Source organism: Thermohalobaculum sediminis (assembly GCF_023487995.1).
Lineage (GTDB): Bacteria > Pseudomonadota > Alphaproteobacteria > Rhodobacterales > Rhodobacteraceae > Thermohalobaculum > Thermohalobaculum sediminis.
The window spans coordinates 19,916-36,996 of record NZ_JAMFKN010000008.1 but is presented as its reverse complement, the minus strand read 5'-3'; the positions used below and the strand labels follow the sequence as shown (position 1 = coordinate 36,996).

The following is a 17,081-nucleotide window of genomic DNA, read 5'->3' as shown; positions in this document are numbered from 1 at the left end:
GGCCCTTTCAGAGCTTCGCGAATTCGGGTTCCAGCGCCGCGAGCGCCGCGATGCTGTCGGCGGGCAGAAGCGCGTGGAGATGCGGCCGCGCCGCCGCCATGCCGCGCGCGACGGGGGCGTGCCGGTCCCAGCCCGCCAGCGGGTTGAGCCAGACGATCCGGCCCGCCCGGCGGCGCAGGCGGGCGAGCGCGTCCGACAACGCCTGCGGCGGCGCGGTGCAGTAGCCGTCCGACAGGATCAGCACCACCGTCCGCCGGGTCACGGCGCGAGCGGCGTAGCCGTCGTTGAAGGCCGCGACCGCGCCCGCGATGTCGGTGCCGCCGCCGAAGCCCTCGGCCATCAGCGAGAGCCGCGCCGCCGCGCGCAGCGGGTCGCGGTCGCGCAGGGCCGGCGTCACGCGCATCAGCCGAGTGTGGAACAGGTAGGCGTCGGCCGTGGTGTCGGCGTCGGTCAGCCCCTTGAGGAAGGCGAGGAAAATGCGCGCATGTGTGGCCATCGAACCCGAGACGTCGCAGAGCGCGACGATCCGCACCGGGCGGTCGGGCCTGCGTCGGCGGGCGAGGTCGAGCGGCTCGCCCCCGCGCGCGAGGCTGCGCCGCAGGATGCGCCGGAGGTCGAGCGCCGCGCCCCGGTTTGCCGCGCGACGGCGGCGCGAGCGGCGGTCCCTGAGCGCCCGAGCGAGGTCGCCGGCGACGCGCTCGGCCGCCGCCAGCGTCTCGGGGTCCATCAGCTCGCGCAGGTCGCGCTGCGCGAGCGAGGCGGTGCGGGTGGCGATCAGGCGGCCCTCGGTGCCCTCGGCCTCGCCCTCGCCGGGGGCGGCGCTGCCCTCCGGCGCGGGGGCGGTGCCGTCCTCGCCCAGATGCACGCGCCACAGCGCCGGGCGCGCGGGGGTGGTCCGCGCGTTCGCCCGCGGCTCGGCCGGACTAATGCGGCCCGCGTTGAACCACCACGCGTCGAAGAGGTCGTCGAAGCGCTCCCAGCTCTCGGCATCGCGGGCAAGCGCCGCGCGGAGCGCAAGCCGCACTTCGCCCGCGTCGAGCGGGTCGACATGGCCGAGCGCCGCCAGCGCGCCCGCGGTCTCGGCGGGGCCCGCGCCGAGCCCGTTGAGCCGCAGATGCGCGATGAAGCCCGCGACCCGCTCGGCCGGGCCCGTGGCGCGGGCGGGAAAGCGCGTGGGGCGCATCACGCGGCCCGCCCGACCAGGCGCGCCAGCACCTCGGGCGGCACGGCGTCGCGGTCGGCCGCGGTCTTCAGCAGGCACACGAGGCTCGCCTGCACTGCCGCCGGGTCGTCCGCGAGGTCGTTGACGCCAAGCCCGGATAGCGCCGCGGCCCAGTCCAGCATCTCGGCCACGCCCGGTTTTTTCTCGAGCTCCTCGCGGCGCAGCGCCTGCACGACGCCGACGATCTGACGGGCGAGGCGCGCCTCGATCCCCGGCGCGCGGCGCGCGAGGATCGCAAGCTCGGCCTCGGGCGAGGGGTAGGAGACATGGACATAGAGGCAGCGCCGCCTCAGCGCGTCCGAGAGGTCGCGGGTGCCGTTCGCGGTGAGGATCACCATCGGGCGCGAGGTGGCCGCGATGGTGCCAAGCTCGGGCACGGTGATCTGGAAGTCCGACAGGATTTCCAGCAGGTAGGCCTCGAATTCCTCGTCTGCACGGTCGATCTCGTCGATCAGGAGGACGGGTGGCTTGTCCTGCGTGATCGCCTCGAGGAGCGGGCGCTTGAGCAGGTATTTCTCGGTGAACAGCGCATCCTCGCCCACCCCCTCGGCGGCGCGGATGGCGAGGAGTTGGCGCTGGTAGTTCCATTCGTAGATCGCGGCCGAGGCGTCGAGCCCCTCGTAGCATTGCAGCCGGATGAGGCGGGCGCCCCTCACCGCCGCCAGCGCCTTAGCGATCTCGGTCTTGCCGACGCCGGCGGGCCCTTCCACCAGCAGCGGTCGGCCGAGCGCGAGGGCGAGATGCAGCGCCATGGCGAGGGCGTCGTCGGCGACGTAGCCGGTCTGCGCAAGGCGGTGCTGGAGGTCGCGGTAGGTCATCGCTCGGCGCCTCGGGTCGTGCAGCGAGGCCCCGGCTCGGAGGCCGGGGCAGCGAGGTTGCCCGGCGCTCCGCCCGCCGCTGCCCCGGGATTGACCCGGGGCCTCGTCGGAACGGCAGGCGCGGTCCGGGAGCGCCCCGGCTCGAGGGCCGGGGCAGCGGGGAGGCGCCGCGCCTGCGCCCCGCTATCAGCCGTGCAGGCCGAGGTCATGGGCGATCTTCCAGACCCGCCAGTGGTCGTGCGGCATGTGGGCGTGGACGTGGCCGAAGGCGCGGAAGGCGTCGTTGACCGCGTTCGAGAAGCAGGGCACTCCGCCGACATTGGGGCTCTCGCCCACGCCCTTCGCACCGATCGGGTGATGCGGCGAGGGAGTGGTGGTCCAGTCGGTCTCGTAGTGAGGCGTCTCCCACGCCGTCGGCACGAAGAAGTCCATCAGCGTGCCGGTCTTGACGTTGCCCATCTCGTCATAGGCGATCTCCTGCCCCATGGCGATGGCGAGCGCCTCGGTCAGCCCGCCATGGACCTGTCCCTCGATGATCATCGGGTTGATCCGCGTCCCGCAGTCGTCGAGCGCGTAGAAGCGGCGGATGTCGGTGACGCCTGTGTCCACGTCGACGTCCACGACGCAGACATAGGCGCCGAAGGGGTAGGTCATGTTGGGCGGATCGTAGTAGCTGACCGCCTCGAGCCCCGGCTCGAGCCCGGGGATCGCCTGGTTGTAGGCGGCGAAGGCGATCTCCTTCATGGTCTTGAAGCGCTCGGGCGCGCCCTTGACCACGAAGCGGTCGACGTCCCATTCCACGTCGTCGTCGTGGACCTCGAGCAGGTAGGCCGCGATCATCTGCGCCTTGGCGCGGATCTTGCGCCCGGCCATCGCGGTCGCCGCCCCCGCCACCGGCGTCGAGCGCGACCCGTAGGTGCCCAGCCCGTAAGGCGCGGTGTCGGTGTCGCCCTCCTCGATCGTGATGTCATCGGCCGGGAGCCCGATTTCCGACGCGAGAATCTGGGCGAAGGTCGTTGCGTGGCCCTGCCCCTGGGAGATGGTGCCGAGCCGCGCGATGGCCGATCCGGTGGGGTGGATGCGGATCTCGCAAGAGTCGAACATCCCAAGCCCGAGGATGTCGCAGTTCTTGACCGGCCCCGCGCCCACGATCTCGGTGAAGAACGTCAGTCCGATGCCCATCAGCTTGCGCGTCTCGCCGCGCCGGAACGCCTCGATCCGGTCGGCCTGCTCGGCGCGCAGGTCCTCGTAGCCGACGGCGGCCAGCGCCTTGTCCCAGGCGGTGTGGTAATCGCCCGAGTCGTACTCCCATCCCAACGCCGAGTGATAGGGGAACTGGTCCTTGCGGATGAAGTTGACGCGGCGCAGCTCGGCCGCGTCCATCCCGAGCTTGATGGCGAGCACCTCGATCATCCGCTCGATGAAATAGGCGGCCTCGGTCACGCGGAACGAGCAGCGATAGGCCACGCCCCCAGGCGCCTTGTTGGTGTAGACGCCATCGACGGCGAGATATGCCACGGGGATGTCGTAGCTGCCGGTGCAGATGTTGAAGAAGCCCGCCGGAAACTTGGTGGGGTCGGCGCAGGCGTCGAAGCCGCCATGGTCGGCGGTGACGTGGCACCAGAGGCCGGTGATCTTGCCGTCCTTCGTCGCCGCGATCCGCCCTTTCATCCAGTAGTCGCGGGCGAAGGCGGTGGCCATGAGGTTCTCCATCCGGTCCTCGACCCATTTCACGGGCTTGCCCGTCACGATCGAGGCCACGATGGAGCAGATATAGCCCGGATAGACCCCGACCTTGTTGCCGAAGCCGCCGCCGATGTCGGGGCTGATGATGCGGATGTTGTGCTCGGCAATGCCCGAGATGAGCGAGGCCACCGTGCGCACCGCATGCGGCGCCTGGAAGGTGCCCCAGACGGTGAGCTTGCCCGCCACCTTGTCCATCGAGGCGACGCAGCCGCAGGTCTCGAGCGGGCAGGGGTGGGTGCGGTGGTAGTAGATCATCTCCTCGGCCACCACGTCGGCGCCGGAGAGCACCTGCTCGGTCGCGTCCTTGTCGCCCTGCTCCCAGGTGAAGATGTGGTTGTGGTGGCGGCGCGGGCCGTGAGCGCCTTCGGTCTTGCCGGCGAGGTCCTCGCGCAGCACGGGCGCGCCCGGTTCCAGCGCCTTGAAGGGGTCGGTGACGACGGGGAGTTCCTCGTATTCGACCTCGATCAGTTCCACCGCGTCCGCGGCGGCGTAGCGGTCGGTGGCGACGACGAAGGCCACCTCCTGCCCCTGGAACAGCACCTTGCCATCCGCGAGCACCATCTGCTTGTCGCCCGCGAGCGTCGGCATCCAGTGCAGCCCCAGCGGCGCGAGGTCGGCCGCGGTCAGGACCGCGACGACGCCGGGCAGGGCCTTCGCGGCATCGGCATCGATCGAGACCACGCGGGCATGGGCATAAGGTGAGCGCACGAAGTCGCCGAACAGCATGCCCGGCAGCTTGATGTCATCGACATAATTGCCCTTGCCTTGCGTGAAGCGCACGTCCTCGACGCGCTTGCGGCTGCTGCCGAGGCCCTTGAGCTTCTCGGCGCGCTCGGATTGGTTCGGGGTCATCTCGTTCATTCCGCGGCCTCCTTCTCGCCGCGCAGCACGGCCGCTGCGGCCATGATTGCCTTGACGATGTTCTGGTAGCCCGTGCAGCGGCAGAGATTGCCGGACATGCCGAAGCGGACGTCCTCCTCGGACGGCGCGGGATTCTCCTGCAACAGGCGATGCGCGCGGGTGATCATGCCCGGGGTGCAGAAGCCGCATTGCAGGCCGTGGTGCTCGCGGAACATCTCCTGCAGCACGCCGAGCGAGCCGTCGGGGTTCACCAGCCCCTCGACCGTGGTGATCTGCGCGCCTTGCGCCTGGCCCACGAACAGGGTGCAGGACTTGACCGAGCGGCCGTCGAGATCGACCGTGCAGGCGCCGCAATGCGACGTCTCGCAGCCGATATGGGGGCCGGTGATGCCCAGTTCCTCGCGCAGGAAGTGGATCAGCAGGGTCCGCGGCTCGGCCAGCGCCTCGACCGGCTGGCCGTTGACGGTCATCTTGATGTGCGTCTTTGCCATTCCACCCTCCCTCAGGCTGCACGCGCGCGGGCGCGTTCGATGGCCCGCTTGAGGATCACGCCGGCGACATGGCGCTTGAACTCGGCGGGGCCCCGGTTGTCGTCGGACGGGTCGATCTCGGACAACGCCGCCGCCACCGCGCCGGCAACATCGCCGGATGCCAGCGCGGCGCCCGCGGCCTGCGACCAGATGGGCCGGTCGGCGAGGTTGGTCATGGCGATGGACGCCGCGCTCCTGCCCACCATCACGGCCGCCGCGGCCGTCGCGTAGTCGCCGATCTTGCGCTTCTGCTTCTCGTAGGCGTAGCCGGTGCCGGGGGCGGGGTGGGGGATGAGGATCGCGGTCAGGATCTCGTCCTCGGCCCGCTCGGTGACATAGGCCGAGTGGTAGAAGTCGCGTGCCGCCACCTCGCGCGAGCCATCGGGACCCGTCAGGGCATAGCGCGCGCCAAGGCACTGCATCAGCCCCGGCATATCGTTGCCGGGATCGCCATTGGCGACATTGCCGCCCACGGTGCCGACATAGCGCACCTGCGGGTCGGCGATCTGCAGCGCCGCCTCGCGCAGGATGGGGCAGGCGGCCGCGAGCCCCTCATGCGCGATCAGCTCGGCCTGTGTGACCATCGCGCCGATGCGGATCTCGGTGCCAAGCGCGATGCCGCGCAGCGCCTCGATGGCGGCGAGGTCGATGAGATGCTCGGGCGCTGCCATGCGCAGCTTCATCATCGGGATCAGGCTGTGGCCGCCGGCCAGCACGCGGGCGGCGTCGCCATGCTCGGCCAGAAGGCCGGTGGCCTCGGCCAGCGTCGTGGGGCGGTGATAGTCGAAGGCTCCCGGTATCAAGGTCGTCTCCTCCGTTGGTGCCGGCGCTGACGGCGCCGTTCTCGTTATGGGTCGAGTCGATAGTGTCGGGCCGCGCGAAGGCAATTCGCAGTGGCGTTACCTGCGCCGGCGCCGCACGAAATGCGCCTCAGCCGCACGAACGGCGATTTCAGACGCCAATGGCCTTCATCGTGACCGGCAGGTTGGCCCGGCTGACCGGCACAGGCGCAACCCTGATCTGCGGGTCGAAGAGGCAGGCGCCCTGATCCTTGCGCCGTTCGAACCCGCGCACATGCGCGAGGTTCACCAGATAGCTGCGATGCGTGCGGATGAAGCCCTGGCCTTCCAGATCCTCCGCCAGCCGGTTGATCGGCAGCGGGCAGAACAGCGCGTCGCCCGCGCGCAGAAGCCGCGTGTAGCGCCCCTCGGCCTGAATGGCGATCACCTCGGCGAGCGGCGTGAAGAAGGTGCGTCCGTCGCGCTCGTAAGGCAGCCGGGTGGTCGGGCGCGGGGCGGGGCGCGCCGGCAAGGGTTCGGGCGAGGGCTCGGTCGCGCGGGCGGGGCCTGCGGCAAGCTCGCTCAGTGTCGCGGTCGTCAGAAGGAAGGCGCCACAGATCAGGAACGCCGCGAACACCACCAGCATCGCGAGCACGTGGTTCGACACCATGGGGGCCGAGACGCGCAGGGCCTCGACCGCGACGAAGCCGGTCCAGTACATCGCCGAGAAGTGCATCGCGAGGATCGCGAGCGCATAGATCACCGCCCCCGCGACGATGCCCCTCAGCGTGCGCTCGCCGTAAGCCGCCTTCAGCGCGCCGAAGCTGATGAGGATCGCGAGCGTCGTCGAGACCGCGTAGCCGGTGGTGCCGAAAAGGGGCGTGCAGCCGCGCATCCCGTACATGCCGGTGTAGTGCATCGCGACGACGCCGAGGCCCATCACCGCCCCCGCCACCGCGATGCGCCGGTCCGAGCGCGGCCCGAAATGCAGCAGAAGCAATGCGGCCCCCGCCATCAGGATGGCGATCAGCGCCGAGGCCAGCGTTAGCACGGGGTCGTAGAACACCTCGACCGGCAGGTCGAGCGCCAGCATCGCCACGAAATGCGTGGACCACACGCCGCCGCCCAGCACGATGGCGGCCTTGACGATCATCGGCTTGCGCTGGGCCGCGGGCAGGCGCGACAGACCGTTGGTGAGGCTCAGCCCGGTGAATGCGGCCATCAGCGCAATCAGCGCCGCCGCGGTCACGAGAAGCGGGCTGTAGCTGACCACCAGCATCCCGTCACCGCCCCGATCGCAGGCGCCACGTCATGGTTCGGTCCGGCCTCGCATGGATTTCGGCACTGCCATGGGGCCGACTATACAAGGGCGATGCCGTCTTCGCCATGGTCTCGCGGGAGGCGTGAAGAGGGCCCCGGCGCGGGGTGCGCCGGGGCCCTGCGTGCCGGTATAGTCGCAGGTTGCTGCGTCAGGTGACGAGTGGCCCAAAGATGAAATCGTCGGCGGTGAGATCGCCCGTGGCGACGCCCGCGACCAGCACCGTCACGCTGCCCGCAGTGATCAGGCTGTCGGCGCCCGCGCTGGTGATGACGAGGTCGTCGAACCCCGCGACGCCGGTGATGCCGTCGAACTGGATCAGGTCGAGCCCGTCCTCGAAGTCGAGGATCGTATCCGCCCCGTCGGCGTCCGAGACGAAGGCGAAGATGTCGGCCGCGAGCCCGCCGGCCAGCAGGTCGTCACCCTCGCCGCCGACCAGAAGGTCGCTCCCGTTGTTGCCCTCGAGCACGTCGTTGCCGCCGTCGCCGAACAGCGCGTCGTCGTCCCCCGCACCTACGAGCAAGTCGTCGTCGCCGCCTCCGTGGAGCGTGTCGTTGCCGAAGCCGCCGAGCAGGACGTCGTCACCCGCTCCGCCCGACAGGGCATCGTCGTCGGCCTCGCCCTCCAGCCGGTCATTGCCGTCGCTTCCGTCGAGCGTGTCGGCCCCCGTGCCACCCAGCAGCCGGTCGTTGCCCAGGCCTCCGAGCAGCACGTCGTCGCCGTCGCCACCATCGAGGAAGTCGCTGCCGTTGTTGCCTTCCAGGGTGTCGTTGCCAGCATCGCCGAACAGCGTGTCATTGCCGCCGCCCGCGATCAGGTGGTCGTCGTCGTCCCCGCCCGACAGCGTGTCGTTGCCGAACCCGCCAATCAGGAGGTCGGCGCCGGCGCCGCCATCCATCAGGTCGTTGTCCTCCTCGCCGTCGAGCCGATCGTCGCCGTCGCCGCCCAGCAGCGTGTCGTTGCCGAGGTCGCCGATCAGCCGGTCATTGCCGGCGCCGCCCTCGAGGTGGTCGGTGCCGTTGTTCCCGGTCAGCGTGTCGTCGCCGTCGTCCCCGAACAGCGTGTCGTTGCCACCGGCGCCGATCAGGCGGTCGTTGCCGTCGCCGCCCAGCAGCGTGTCGTTGCCGAAGCCGCCCAGCAGGATGTCGGCGCCAATGCCGCCGTCGAGGAGGTCGTCGTCCGCCTGCCCCTCGAGCCGGTCGTTTCCATCGCTGCCCTCGAGCGTGTCGGCGCCCGAGCCGCCGAGCAGCCGGTCGTTGCCGAGGCCGCCCTGCAGCAGGTCGCTTCCATCGCCGCCATCGAGCGTGTCCTTGCCGTTGTTGCCCTCGAGCGTGTCGTCGCCGGCCCCGCCGAGCAGCATGTCCTTGCCGACACCGCCGATCAGGCTGTCGTTCCCATCGCCGCCGTCGAGCAGGTCGTTGCCCGATGCGCCTTGCAGGCGGTCGTCGCCGCCGCGGCCCTCGATGGTCACTGCCGAGGTCGTCAGCAGGGTGATGGCGTCCGCCCCGGCCGTGCCCGACACGGCCGTCACGCCGAAGAAGGCGAAGCCGTCGAGCCCGCCGCCCGAACCGACGCCTGTGCCGTTGACCGCTTTCACCGTCACCCCTTCGGCGACCAGTTCGCCGAGGTCGACGCGGCCGGTCGGGTTCGCGCCGTCCGGCCCGAGGGCGGTGACGGCGAGCGCGCTGCCGGTGTCGGCCACGAGGAAGGCCTGCACCTCGCCGTCAAGCGTGGTCGCCCCGATCGGCGGCACGCCGCCCTCGTCGGCGAACAGCCCCGCGAGCGTGAGGTTCGTGAGTTCGAGATCGCCCGCCGAGACCAGCGTCGCCGTCGTCCCCGCCGCCGTCGGCGCCGCCGGGAACACGATATCGAGCGCCGCCGCGGCGATCACAGCCGTACCGCTCACCGACAGCGTGTCGAACTGGCCGGGCGCGAAGCTCGTCATCTCGAGCAGGAGCGTCGAGTCCGCATCTGCCGTCAGCCCGCCCACGATGCCCAGCGCGCCATTGGGCGAGAGCCGCCCGCCGACAAGCGCCACATCGCTCGTGACGGTGCCGTCGCCGGCAATGCTCCCGGTCGCGCCCACCAGCGTCGAGGTCGCGGTTACCTCTGCGCCGCTGGTAATCACCAGGACGCCCACGCCGCCATTTGCCGGGTCCGAGGTCTGCGTGTCGGCATCGAAGGCGGCTCCGACCAGAAGGAGTGAGTGGCCCAGATTGGTCGGTCCAAGTTGATTGTTAGTGCATGGCAGGCGCTCGGTCGATTGAAGTGATGACCTCCGGCGCTGGCGGCCGGTATGCGAGAGCGCTATGCGGCCGGACGGTGTTGTAGAGGCGGCGCCATTGTTCGATCAGGATCTGGGCCTCGCGGAGCGAGTAGAAGATCTCGCCGTTGAGGAACTCGTCGCGTCGCCGCCATTGGTGATGTTCACGCGGCCGGTGCCGTAGCGCCCGACCTCGAAGCGGCCCGCGCCGCCCTGCGAGATCAGGCTCGACCCCTCGCCGTCGATGTTGACGACGCCATAGCTGCCGACGCCCGTGGCGACCTGCAGCCCGCGATAGGCGGTGCTGTCGAGCGCGGTCAGCGTCACCGTGCCGCCCAAGGCGATGGTGACCTCGGCCGCGCCGAGGCCGGGCGTGTCGGGGTCGGTGAGCGGCGAGTTCTGGCCCACGCGCAGCGAGCGCGCCTCGACCGCGCCGCCGTTGAACACCTCGAGCGTGCCCTCGCCGTTCTCGCCGATCACGATCGAGCCGGTGCCGTAATCGCCGGCGACGTCGCTGCTGGAGGTCACGGTCAGTGTCGAACCAGCGCCATCGACGAGGATCGCGCCGTTCGAGCCAGCGACGCGCGCCACGCGGATCCCGGCGCCCTGGTAGCCCTGTGAATCGACCAGCACGTCCGCGCCGCCGGTGATGTTGAGCTGGCTCTCGATGCTGTCTGCCGATCCGTTCCGGCCACGCGCGATCTGCAGGAGGGCCTGGTCGCCCAGCACGTTGATCTGAGCGCCGTCCGAGACGTTGACGATGCCGAGGCCGCCCTCGCCGATGTTCAGGATCGACCCGCCGGAGTAATCGTCGCCCTGGGCCCCGTGCTGGATCACGTTCAACTCGGTGCCCGCACCCGAAATGTATGCGTAGCCCGCCGAGCCGCTGTCGCGGCCGAAGCGAAGGATCGGCGTATCCGTCAGGCCGTCGGTGTTCTCGACGATGAACTGCCCGCCGCTGGACATCAGGAGAAGCCCGTTGCCGCCGGCGCCCCGTCCGAAGGTGGCAATGCCAGCCTGCCCTTCGTAGCCGGGCGCTCCCCAAAGGCCGGAATCGTTGGTGATCCGCAGCGTGCCTCCGCCGAAGATGTTGACGCCGCCGATGCCGCCATCTCGGCCGACATCGAGGATCAGCGTTTCGACGAGCGCACCGTTCGAGACCTGGAGCTCGCCAAGCCCGCCATAGCGGCCGATCGTGATGCGCGCCGAGGCGCCCTGTGCGATCAGTTCCGATCCCGCGCCGTCGACGGTGATGTAGCCGTAGGACCCTGCACCGAACCCGGCCTTAACGTTGTCGTAACCTCCGACGACGTAAGAACCGTTCCAGTATCCGCTGTTGGTCGAGACGACGGAGGCGCCGCTGGTGATGTAGAGATTGCCGTAGGCAGGGCCATAACCGGTGGAAACGCCGACATAGATGCCACCGGACGACCCGGGCGCGCCATCGCCGACATCGACCGAAGTCAGAGGTCCGGTGATCGTGACGATGCCGGAGAGGCCCGACGCGTTATACCCCGATCCGATGTAGCCGGTGTTGTAGGCTCCCGAATCGATCGTCACGGTGCCGTTGCCCGTGTAACCGGCGGCTATGTAGTTTGCCCCGATAAAGCCGTCGCCCGTCGTTGTCGCGATTGCCCCCTCCTACGCGATAATGGGAAACGCTTGAATTTCTTGCTTGCGGATGCGGAATGGTGATTCCACACGCCGTCGGTGTCAACGACTCTGGCCGTCCTCCGACGCCTGCGCGCCCGGCGGCGGGTCCTGCGTCACGACGATGCGGTGCGCGCGGGTGCCGCGCGCGTCCTGCCAGAACACAAGATCTTGAAAACGCTTGAACAGGTCGGGCGGCAGCACGGTCGGCCGCGGCCGGAACTCGACCTTGCCGCGGACGCGGTGGAGGCCCTTGGCGAGGAGCTGGCTGTCGAAATCCTCAGCCTCGTATTCGACGTTCTCGAAATCGTGATCGAAGGGCTCCTCGCCGATGAACTTGTAGATCAGCGGCAGCACCTCGGCGGGGCGGCTGGCGAGGAGGTCGTAGTCGACCAGCAGCAGCATGTCGCTGTCCTCGCTGTAATAGGCCTCCTTCAGTGCCGACCAGGCGAAGCCGATCATCCGGTGCGGGTTCAGGAGCGCGTCGGCGCGGGTGTAGACGGTCGAGCGCTCCTGCGCGTTGGTGAAGATGCGGCTCACGTCGAAGGCGTTCTTGCGGATCAGCCGCTCGACCGAATCCATCACCCAGGCGGGGTTGCGCACGCAGCAGATCATCCTGGCCTGCGGGAACAGCTTGCGCACGGCCGCCGCCCGGCTGGTCCACATGCGGTTTGTGTCGAACACGAGCCCCGTCGCCTCGACATGGCGGTAGTAGCCGTCGAAGATGGCGTGGAGGATGTCGCGCTTCTGCTCCTCCTTGAAGAACACCGAGAACTCGTTCTCGGCCCCCATCGCGGTCAGACAGGCGTTGAACACGGGGCCCACCGGGCTGGTCATGCCCGCATGGATTCGCGGGTTCTGCCGCAGGATCGCCGAGAGGAGTGTCGAGCCCGAGCGCGGCAGGCCCGAGATGAAATGGATCTTCTGCTGCACGCGCCCCTCCCTGCGTATTCCCCGGGTTCCCGGCTAGTTATGCAAGATGGCAGCAATAGGGCGCGCTGCAACTCCCGGGAATGCGCCCGTGCGCCCGGCCCGAGGCGATCGGCGATCATGTGGGCGGCCCGGACTGTAGCGCCCAGTGCATGCGCCTGCGAGAGACGGCGGCCCGCTTCGACGTGGGCGTCCGGACTGTGGCGCCCAACTCCGGGGCCCGCGAGATCGCAGCCGACATCGACGTGGGCCGCCCGGATGACATCGAGGACCCGGGCAGGGGTGCTCGGTCCCACGAGCACGCCAAGGCCCCTGCGGCGAGGCGAGGCCCGCGGTGCGGAACGCAGGCCGACGGCCATAGGGTGGTGACCCAGCGTCGTGACGCCGCGTGCCGGGCCAGGTGCGGTGGCGTTCGAGGAGAGCGGCGGGGCCGCGCGAGCCTTGCGCAGGACTGCCAGCGCCGCCGCGGCGTCAGCCCCAAGCGGGCGCCTCGGCCACTTCCCCGACGCTCGGGCCGGCTCGCACTACGCTCACGCCGAGGTTTGGCGCCGCGCGTATAACCCATTGGTTTGATGGCGCACCCGAAGGGATTCGAACCCCTGGCCTCTGCCTTCGGAGGGCAGCGCTCTATCCAGCTGAGCTACGGGTGCCTGGGTGCAGCCTATACACGGGCGCGTGGCGGGGCGCAACATGGCTGCGCCGGGGTTACAGCAGCCCCAGCGAGCGAAAGCTCGCATCGGCCTGTTTGCCCACGACGACATGGTCGTGAATGACGAGGCCCACCGCCTTGGCCGCGCGCTCGATCTGGCGGGTCATGTCGATGTCGGCCTGGCTTGGGGTCGGGTCGCCCGAGGGGTGGTTGTGCACGAGGATCAGCGCCGAGGCGTTGAGTTCCAGTGCGCGCTTGACGACCTCGCGCGGATAGACCGGGACATGGTCGACCGTGCCGCGCGCCTGCTCCTCGTCGGCGATCAGCACGTTCTTGCGGTCGAGGAACAGGATGCGGAACTGCTCGGTCTCGCGGTGGGCCATCGCGGTCTTGCAGTAGTCCATCAGCTGGCCCCAGCTGGTGATGACCGGGCGGTGCAGCACGCGCGACCGGGCTAGCCGGTGGGCCGCCGCCTCGACGATCTTGAGCTCGCAGATCACTGCCTCGCCCGCGCCCGTCACCTCGGCGAGGCGCGAGGGCGGTGCCGAGATGACCGCGTTGAAATCGCCGAAGCGTGCCAGAAGCTGCTTGGCGAGCGGCTTGACGTCCCGCCGCGGGATTGCGCGGAACAGCACGAGCTCGAGCATCTCGTAGTCCGAAACGCTGTCGGGTCCCGCGGCGAGGAAACGCTGGCGCAGTCTCTGGCGGTGGTGGTGGAAGTGCGGCACTTCCTGCACCGAGGCTGGGGCCGCCCCGGCGTCCGATGCCGCGGGCGTGTCGGCGAACAGCCCGCCCGACGGCATGTCGGCAAAGCCCGCGATGCCGCACCCCGCCCGATCCCCCATCCGCTTTCGCACCCGGTCCCTCACACGCAACCCAATGCCGACAGTCCCGCCGAGCCTTGCTCAGGGATGGTTTAGATTTCGTTACGCCTCGCGCAACCATGCCTGGAACTGCGCCGCGTGGCCGCATCGGCTCGGGGCGGAGCGTCATTCCAGTCTGCATCAGCGTCGGTGCGAAGGGCCGCCCGGCCTCGGCGAAGTATGAATGGCTGCGACCTGCGTCGATGACCTGCGCGCGCTGGATGGGTTGGCGCATGGACCGATGGCGCCTCGCCGAACGTGTCACGCGAACGAGAGGGGCAACGACAGGGCGCCGCGGCCGAACCGTTCTTGGGAGAGATGGTGCCGCAGAAGGGACTCGAACCCCCGACCCACGCATTACGAATTTTGAGGTCGGTCTGTTGGACAGCGTTGGATCGATCGTGCTGAAGCCGTCTAACCCATTACATATGAATCGAAATCTCCAGAGCGGTCTTTGGATGATGCTGGACCGCGCGGGCGAACGTTTGACGTACATCCCCTACTAAAACCCTACTAATCTCTCAGAGCTAAGCATGCGTCATCGAACGATCAAAGCTGCACATACGCGAGTCTAGAAGCCCACAGCATCATATCGTAGGTATTCGCGGGGCGGCCTCGATGTGCGTTTGCGGGGGAAATCAGACATTCGCCTACATTGATGAGAATGTCCTAGCCCAAGGGGGGGCGGAGATATCTGCTCGCGTTGGGAGACTCTTGCGGTTGATCAAGGACTGGCTGATGGCCGCTTGCTATCTAGAAGTAGACTTGGCCACGAACGCGCGATCGAGGAGGGGCAACTGTGGCAGAGGGCCGCTTGCCATTCTTGAGCCGTGGCGATGCCGGGCGCAGGCTCGCTGCTGAACTGGTGAAGCACAGCTTCGACGCGCCGGTGGTATTCGCACTTCCGCGCGGTGGGGTACCGGTTGCCGCGGAAATTGCCGAGGCTCTAGGCGCGCCGCTCGATCTGATCCTCGTGCGCAAGATCGGTGCGCCGCGCAATCCCGAGGTCGCGCTTGCTGCCATTGTCGAGGGCGATCCGCCCGAGCGGGTCGTGAACGAAGAGGTGATGCACGATTCAGGCGCCGATCAGGCCTATCTGGAGCGGGAAACTGAGCGGCAGGTCGGGGAAATGCAGCGCCGCCGCGAACGGTATCTCGGCAACCGGCGCAGGGCCGATGCCAGGGGTAAGACGGCCATCGTCGTAGATGATGGTCTTGCCACCGGTGCCACGATGAAGGCCGCGCTTGTCGCGCTCCGGCGTTGGGGTGCAGCGCGGCTGGTGGTGGCGGTGCCGGTGGCGCCGGCCGGTGAAATCCCGGTCCTTCGGGAGATCGCGGATGAGGTGATCTGTCTTGTCGCTGATCCGCAGTTCCGCGGCGTCGGCGGGGCCTATGCCGATTTTCACCAGCTCACCGACGAAGAGACCATCGGTTATCTGCGCCGGGCATGGACGGTGGCGGAAGCAACTTTTGCAGGCTCGACGCTCCGCCGCACGGTGACAATCCCGCCGTTGGGCCTGCAGGGCGATCTGGTCGTTCCGCCGGATCCGCGGGGGGTGATCTTGTTTGCCCATGGCAGTGGATCGAGCCGCCTGAGCCCGCGCAATCGCGAGGTCGCCGAGCGGCTGAACGATCTGGGTTTCGCGACGCTGCTAATGGACCTGCTTATGCCACGGGAGGACGCGGATCGCCGCAATGTCTTCGACATTCCGCTGCTGGCGGACCGGCTTCTCACGACCGATCTGTGGATCGCGGCCGAACCGGAACTGGCCAATCTGCCGCTTGGCTTTTTCGGAGCGAGCACTGGGGCCGCTGCCGCGCTGCTAGCCGCCGGCGAGCTGGGTGCGCGTGTCTCGGCCGTGGTCTCGCGCGGGGGGCGCCCCGATCTGGCCGGGCCGCGGCTGGGCGAGGTGACGGCGCCGACGCTCTTGATCGTGGGCGGCAGCGATATCCAAGTCCTGGAGCTCAACCGCCGCGCGCTTGCGGCGCTCCGCTGTGAGAAGCTTCTGCGCATCGTGCCGGGGGCCGGCCATTTGTTCGAGGGGGCGGGCGAGTTGGACGCCGTCACCGACATGGCCGGTGCCTGGTTCCAGCACTACCTTAATGAGTCGGAAGTCCCGCTGGTGCCGCCAGCGATTGAGGAAAAGGCGCCGGCCGCGCCAGAGGAGACCGTCCGCGCCGCGGCCGAACCTTTGCCCGACCCAGACGACCCGGGTTTCGGCGCAGCCTTTGACCGTTTTGGCGCGGTCCGCGTGGTTCTGCTGGGCGAGGCGTCGCACGGCACTTCGGAGTTCTACCGCGCCCGCGCGGCCATCACCCGAAGGCTGATCGAGAAGCATGGCTTCAACATCGTCGCGGTCGAGGCGGACTGGCCCGATGCCGCGGTCCTGGACCGCCGCGCACGTGGATTGCCGGAGCGCCGCCGCAACGTGCCAGCATTTTCCCGTTTCCCGACCTGGATGTGGCGTAACCGCGACGTGGACGATTTCATCGCATGGCTTAGTGACCACAATGCGTCCCTGGCTATGGACAAGCGCGTCCGCTTCCAGGGGCTGGACATCTACAGCATGTTCAACTCGATCGCCGAGGTTCTGGCTTATCTCGATGCGCACGATCCCGCCGCCGCAGTGCAGGCTCGCCGGCGGTACGGATGCCTCGTGCCCTGGTCCAACGAGCCCGCCGCCTACGGTCGCGTATCATTGTCCCGCGGCCACGCGCTTTGCGAGGAACCAGTGACGCGGGTGCTGGTCGATCTGCTCACAAGAGAGCTTTCGCATGCGCGGCGCAATGGTGAAAGCTTGTTCGACGCCGTCCAGAACGCCCGAGTCGTCGCCGGGGCCGAAAAGTATTACCGCTTGATGTATTACGGTTCGGCCGAAAGCTGGAATCTGCGCGACACACATATGTTCCAGACCCTGAAGCAGATCATGAACCATGTCGGGCCGGACGCGCGGTGCGTTGTCTGGGCGCACAATTCCCATATCGGCGATGCCCGCGTCACCGACATGGGCGTGAACCGGGGCGAGCTCAACATCGGCCAGCTCTGCCGCGAGGAATGGGGGGCGGATGCCGCCCTGATTGGGTTCGGTACCCATACCGGCACCGTCGCCTGTGCCTCGGACTGGGACGGCCCGATGGAGATCAAGGCGGTGCGTCCATCGCGCCCCGACAGCCACGAGGCCATCTGCCATTCCGCGGGAGGAGCGCGCTTCATGCTCGACCTTCGGCGCGGGGTCAACGATGCGCTGCGCGCCGCGATGGCCGAGCCGCGGCTCGAGCGGTATATCGGCGTTATCTACCGGCCCGAGACTGAGCGATGGAGCCACTACAGCCATGCGATTCTCTCGGCCCAGTACGACGGTTATGTCTGGTTCGACCACACCCAGGCGGTGGTTCCGCTGCCTGCCAAACCACTGTCGGGAGAGCAAGAAACCTATCCCTTCGGTCTGTGAG

Annotated in this window: 11 protein-coding genes, 1 tRNA gene and 1 pseudogene; 1 reads left to right on the top strand and 12 read right to left on the bottom strand. The window is 68.8% G+C overall.

Annotated elements, in window-relative coordinates; translation table 11 throughout:
* Positions 1–7: 7 nt before the first annotated feature.
* From M1105_RS15385 to radC, 12 genes and pseudogenes are all read right to left on the bottom strand, one after another.
* Positions 8–1,183, bottom strand: a complete 1,176-nt coding sequence (locus tag M1105_RS15385) for a vWA domain-containing protein (RefSeq protein WP_264759673.1) — start codon at positions 1,181–1,183, stop codon at positions 8–10.
* A complete protein-coding gene (locus M1105_RS15380) occupies positions 1,183–2,040 on the bottom strand; it encodes an AAA family ATPase (RefSeq protein ID WP_249581264.1) in 858 nt (285 codons plus the stop codon). Before M1105_RS15380 ends, M1105_RS15385 begins: the two co-directional genes overlap by 1 nt.
* A gap of 186 nt (positions 2,041–2,226) precedes the next feature.
* The gene (locus tag M1105_RS15375; RefSeq protein ID WP_249581263.1) at positions 2,227–4,647 is read right to left on the bottom strand and encodes an aerobic carbon-monoxide dehydrogenase large subunit; all 2,421 of its coding nucleotides are present in this window, start codon (positions 4,645–4,647) and stop codon (positions 2,227–2,229) included.
* A complete protein-coding gene (locus tag M1105_RS15370; protein WP_249581262.1) occupies positions 4,644–5,138 on the bottom strand; it encodes a (2Fe-2S)-binding protein in 495 nt (164 codons plus the stop codon). Before M1105_RS15370 ends, M1105_RS15375 begins: the two co-directional genes overlap by 4 nt.
* An 11-nt stretch (positions 5,139–5,149) precedes the next feature.
* The gene (locus M1105_RS15365; RefSeq protein WP_249581261.1) at positions 5,150–5,980 is read right to left on the bottom strand and encodes an FAD binding domain-containing protein; all 831 of its coding nucleotides are present in this window, start codon (positions 5,978–5,980) and stop codon (positions 5,150–5,152) included.
* A gap of 148 nt (positions 5,981–6,128) precedes the next feature.
* Positions 6,129–7,235, bottom strand: coding sequence for an MHYT domain-containing protein (locus tag M1105_RS15360; RefSeq protein WP_249581260.1), 1,107 nt, complete (start codon positions 7,233–7,235; stop codon positions 6,129–6,131).
* A gap of 190 nt (positions 7,236–7,425) precedes the next feature.
* Positions 7,426–9,414: a calcium-binding protein gene (locus tag M1105_RS15355; protein ID WP_249581259.1), complete on the bottom strand. Its 1,989-nt coding sequence runs from the start codon at positions 9,412–9,414 to the stop codon at positions 7,426–7,428.
* 97 nt (positions 9,415–9,511) lie between these two features.
* Positions 9,512–9,682: pseudogene (locus M1105_RS15350) on the bottom strand (integrase core domain-containing protein); the annotation flags it as partial.
* Positions 9,625–11,097, bottom strand: coding sequence for a hypothetical protein (locus M1105_RS15345; RefSeq protein ID WP_249581258.1), 1,473 nt, complete (start codon positions 11,095–11,097; stop codon positions 9,625–9,627). The gene M1105_RS15345 and the pseudogene M1105_RS15350, both read right to left, overlap by 58 nt.
* 153 nt (positions 11,098–11,250) lie before the next feature.
* Positions 11,251–12,120 (bottom strand): sulfotransferase family protein, encoded by an 870-nt coding sequence (locus M1105_RS15340; RefSeq protein ID WP_249581257.1) that lies wholly within the window; start codon positions 12,118–12,120, stop codon positions 11,251–11,253.
* 570 nt (positions 12,121–12,690) lie between these two features.
* Positions 12,691–12,767, bottom strand: a tRNA-Arg gene (locus tag M1105_RS15335).
* 55 nt (positions 12,768–12,822) lie between these two features.
* Positions 12,823–13,569 (bottom strand): RadC family protein, encoded by a 747-nt coding sequence (gene radC, locus M1105_RS15330; protein WP_249581424.1) that lies wholly within the window; start codon positions 13,567–13,569, stop codon positions 12,823–12,825.
* A gap of 859 nt (positions 13,570–14,428) precedes the next feature.
* On the opposite strand from radC, the gene M1105_RS15325 reads away from it, so the two are divergent.
* On the top strand, positions 14,429–17,080 hold the full coding sequence (locus tag M1105_RS15325; protein ID WP_249581256.1) for an erythromycin esterase family protein: 2,652 nt from the start codon (positions 14,429–14,431) through the stop codon (positions 17,078–17,080).
* Position 17,081: the final 1 nt, after the last annotated feature.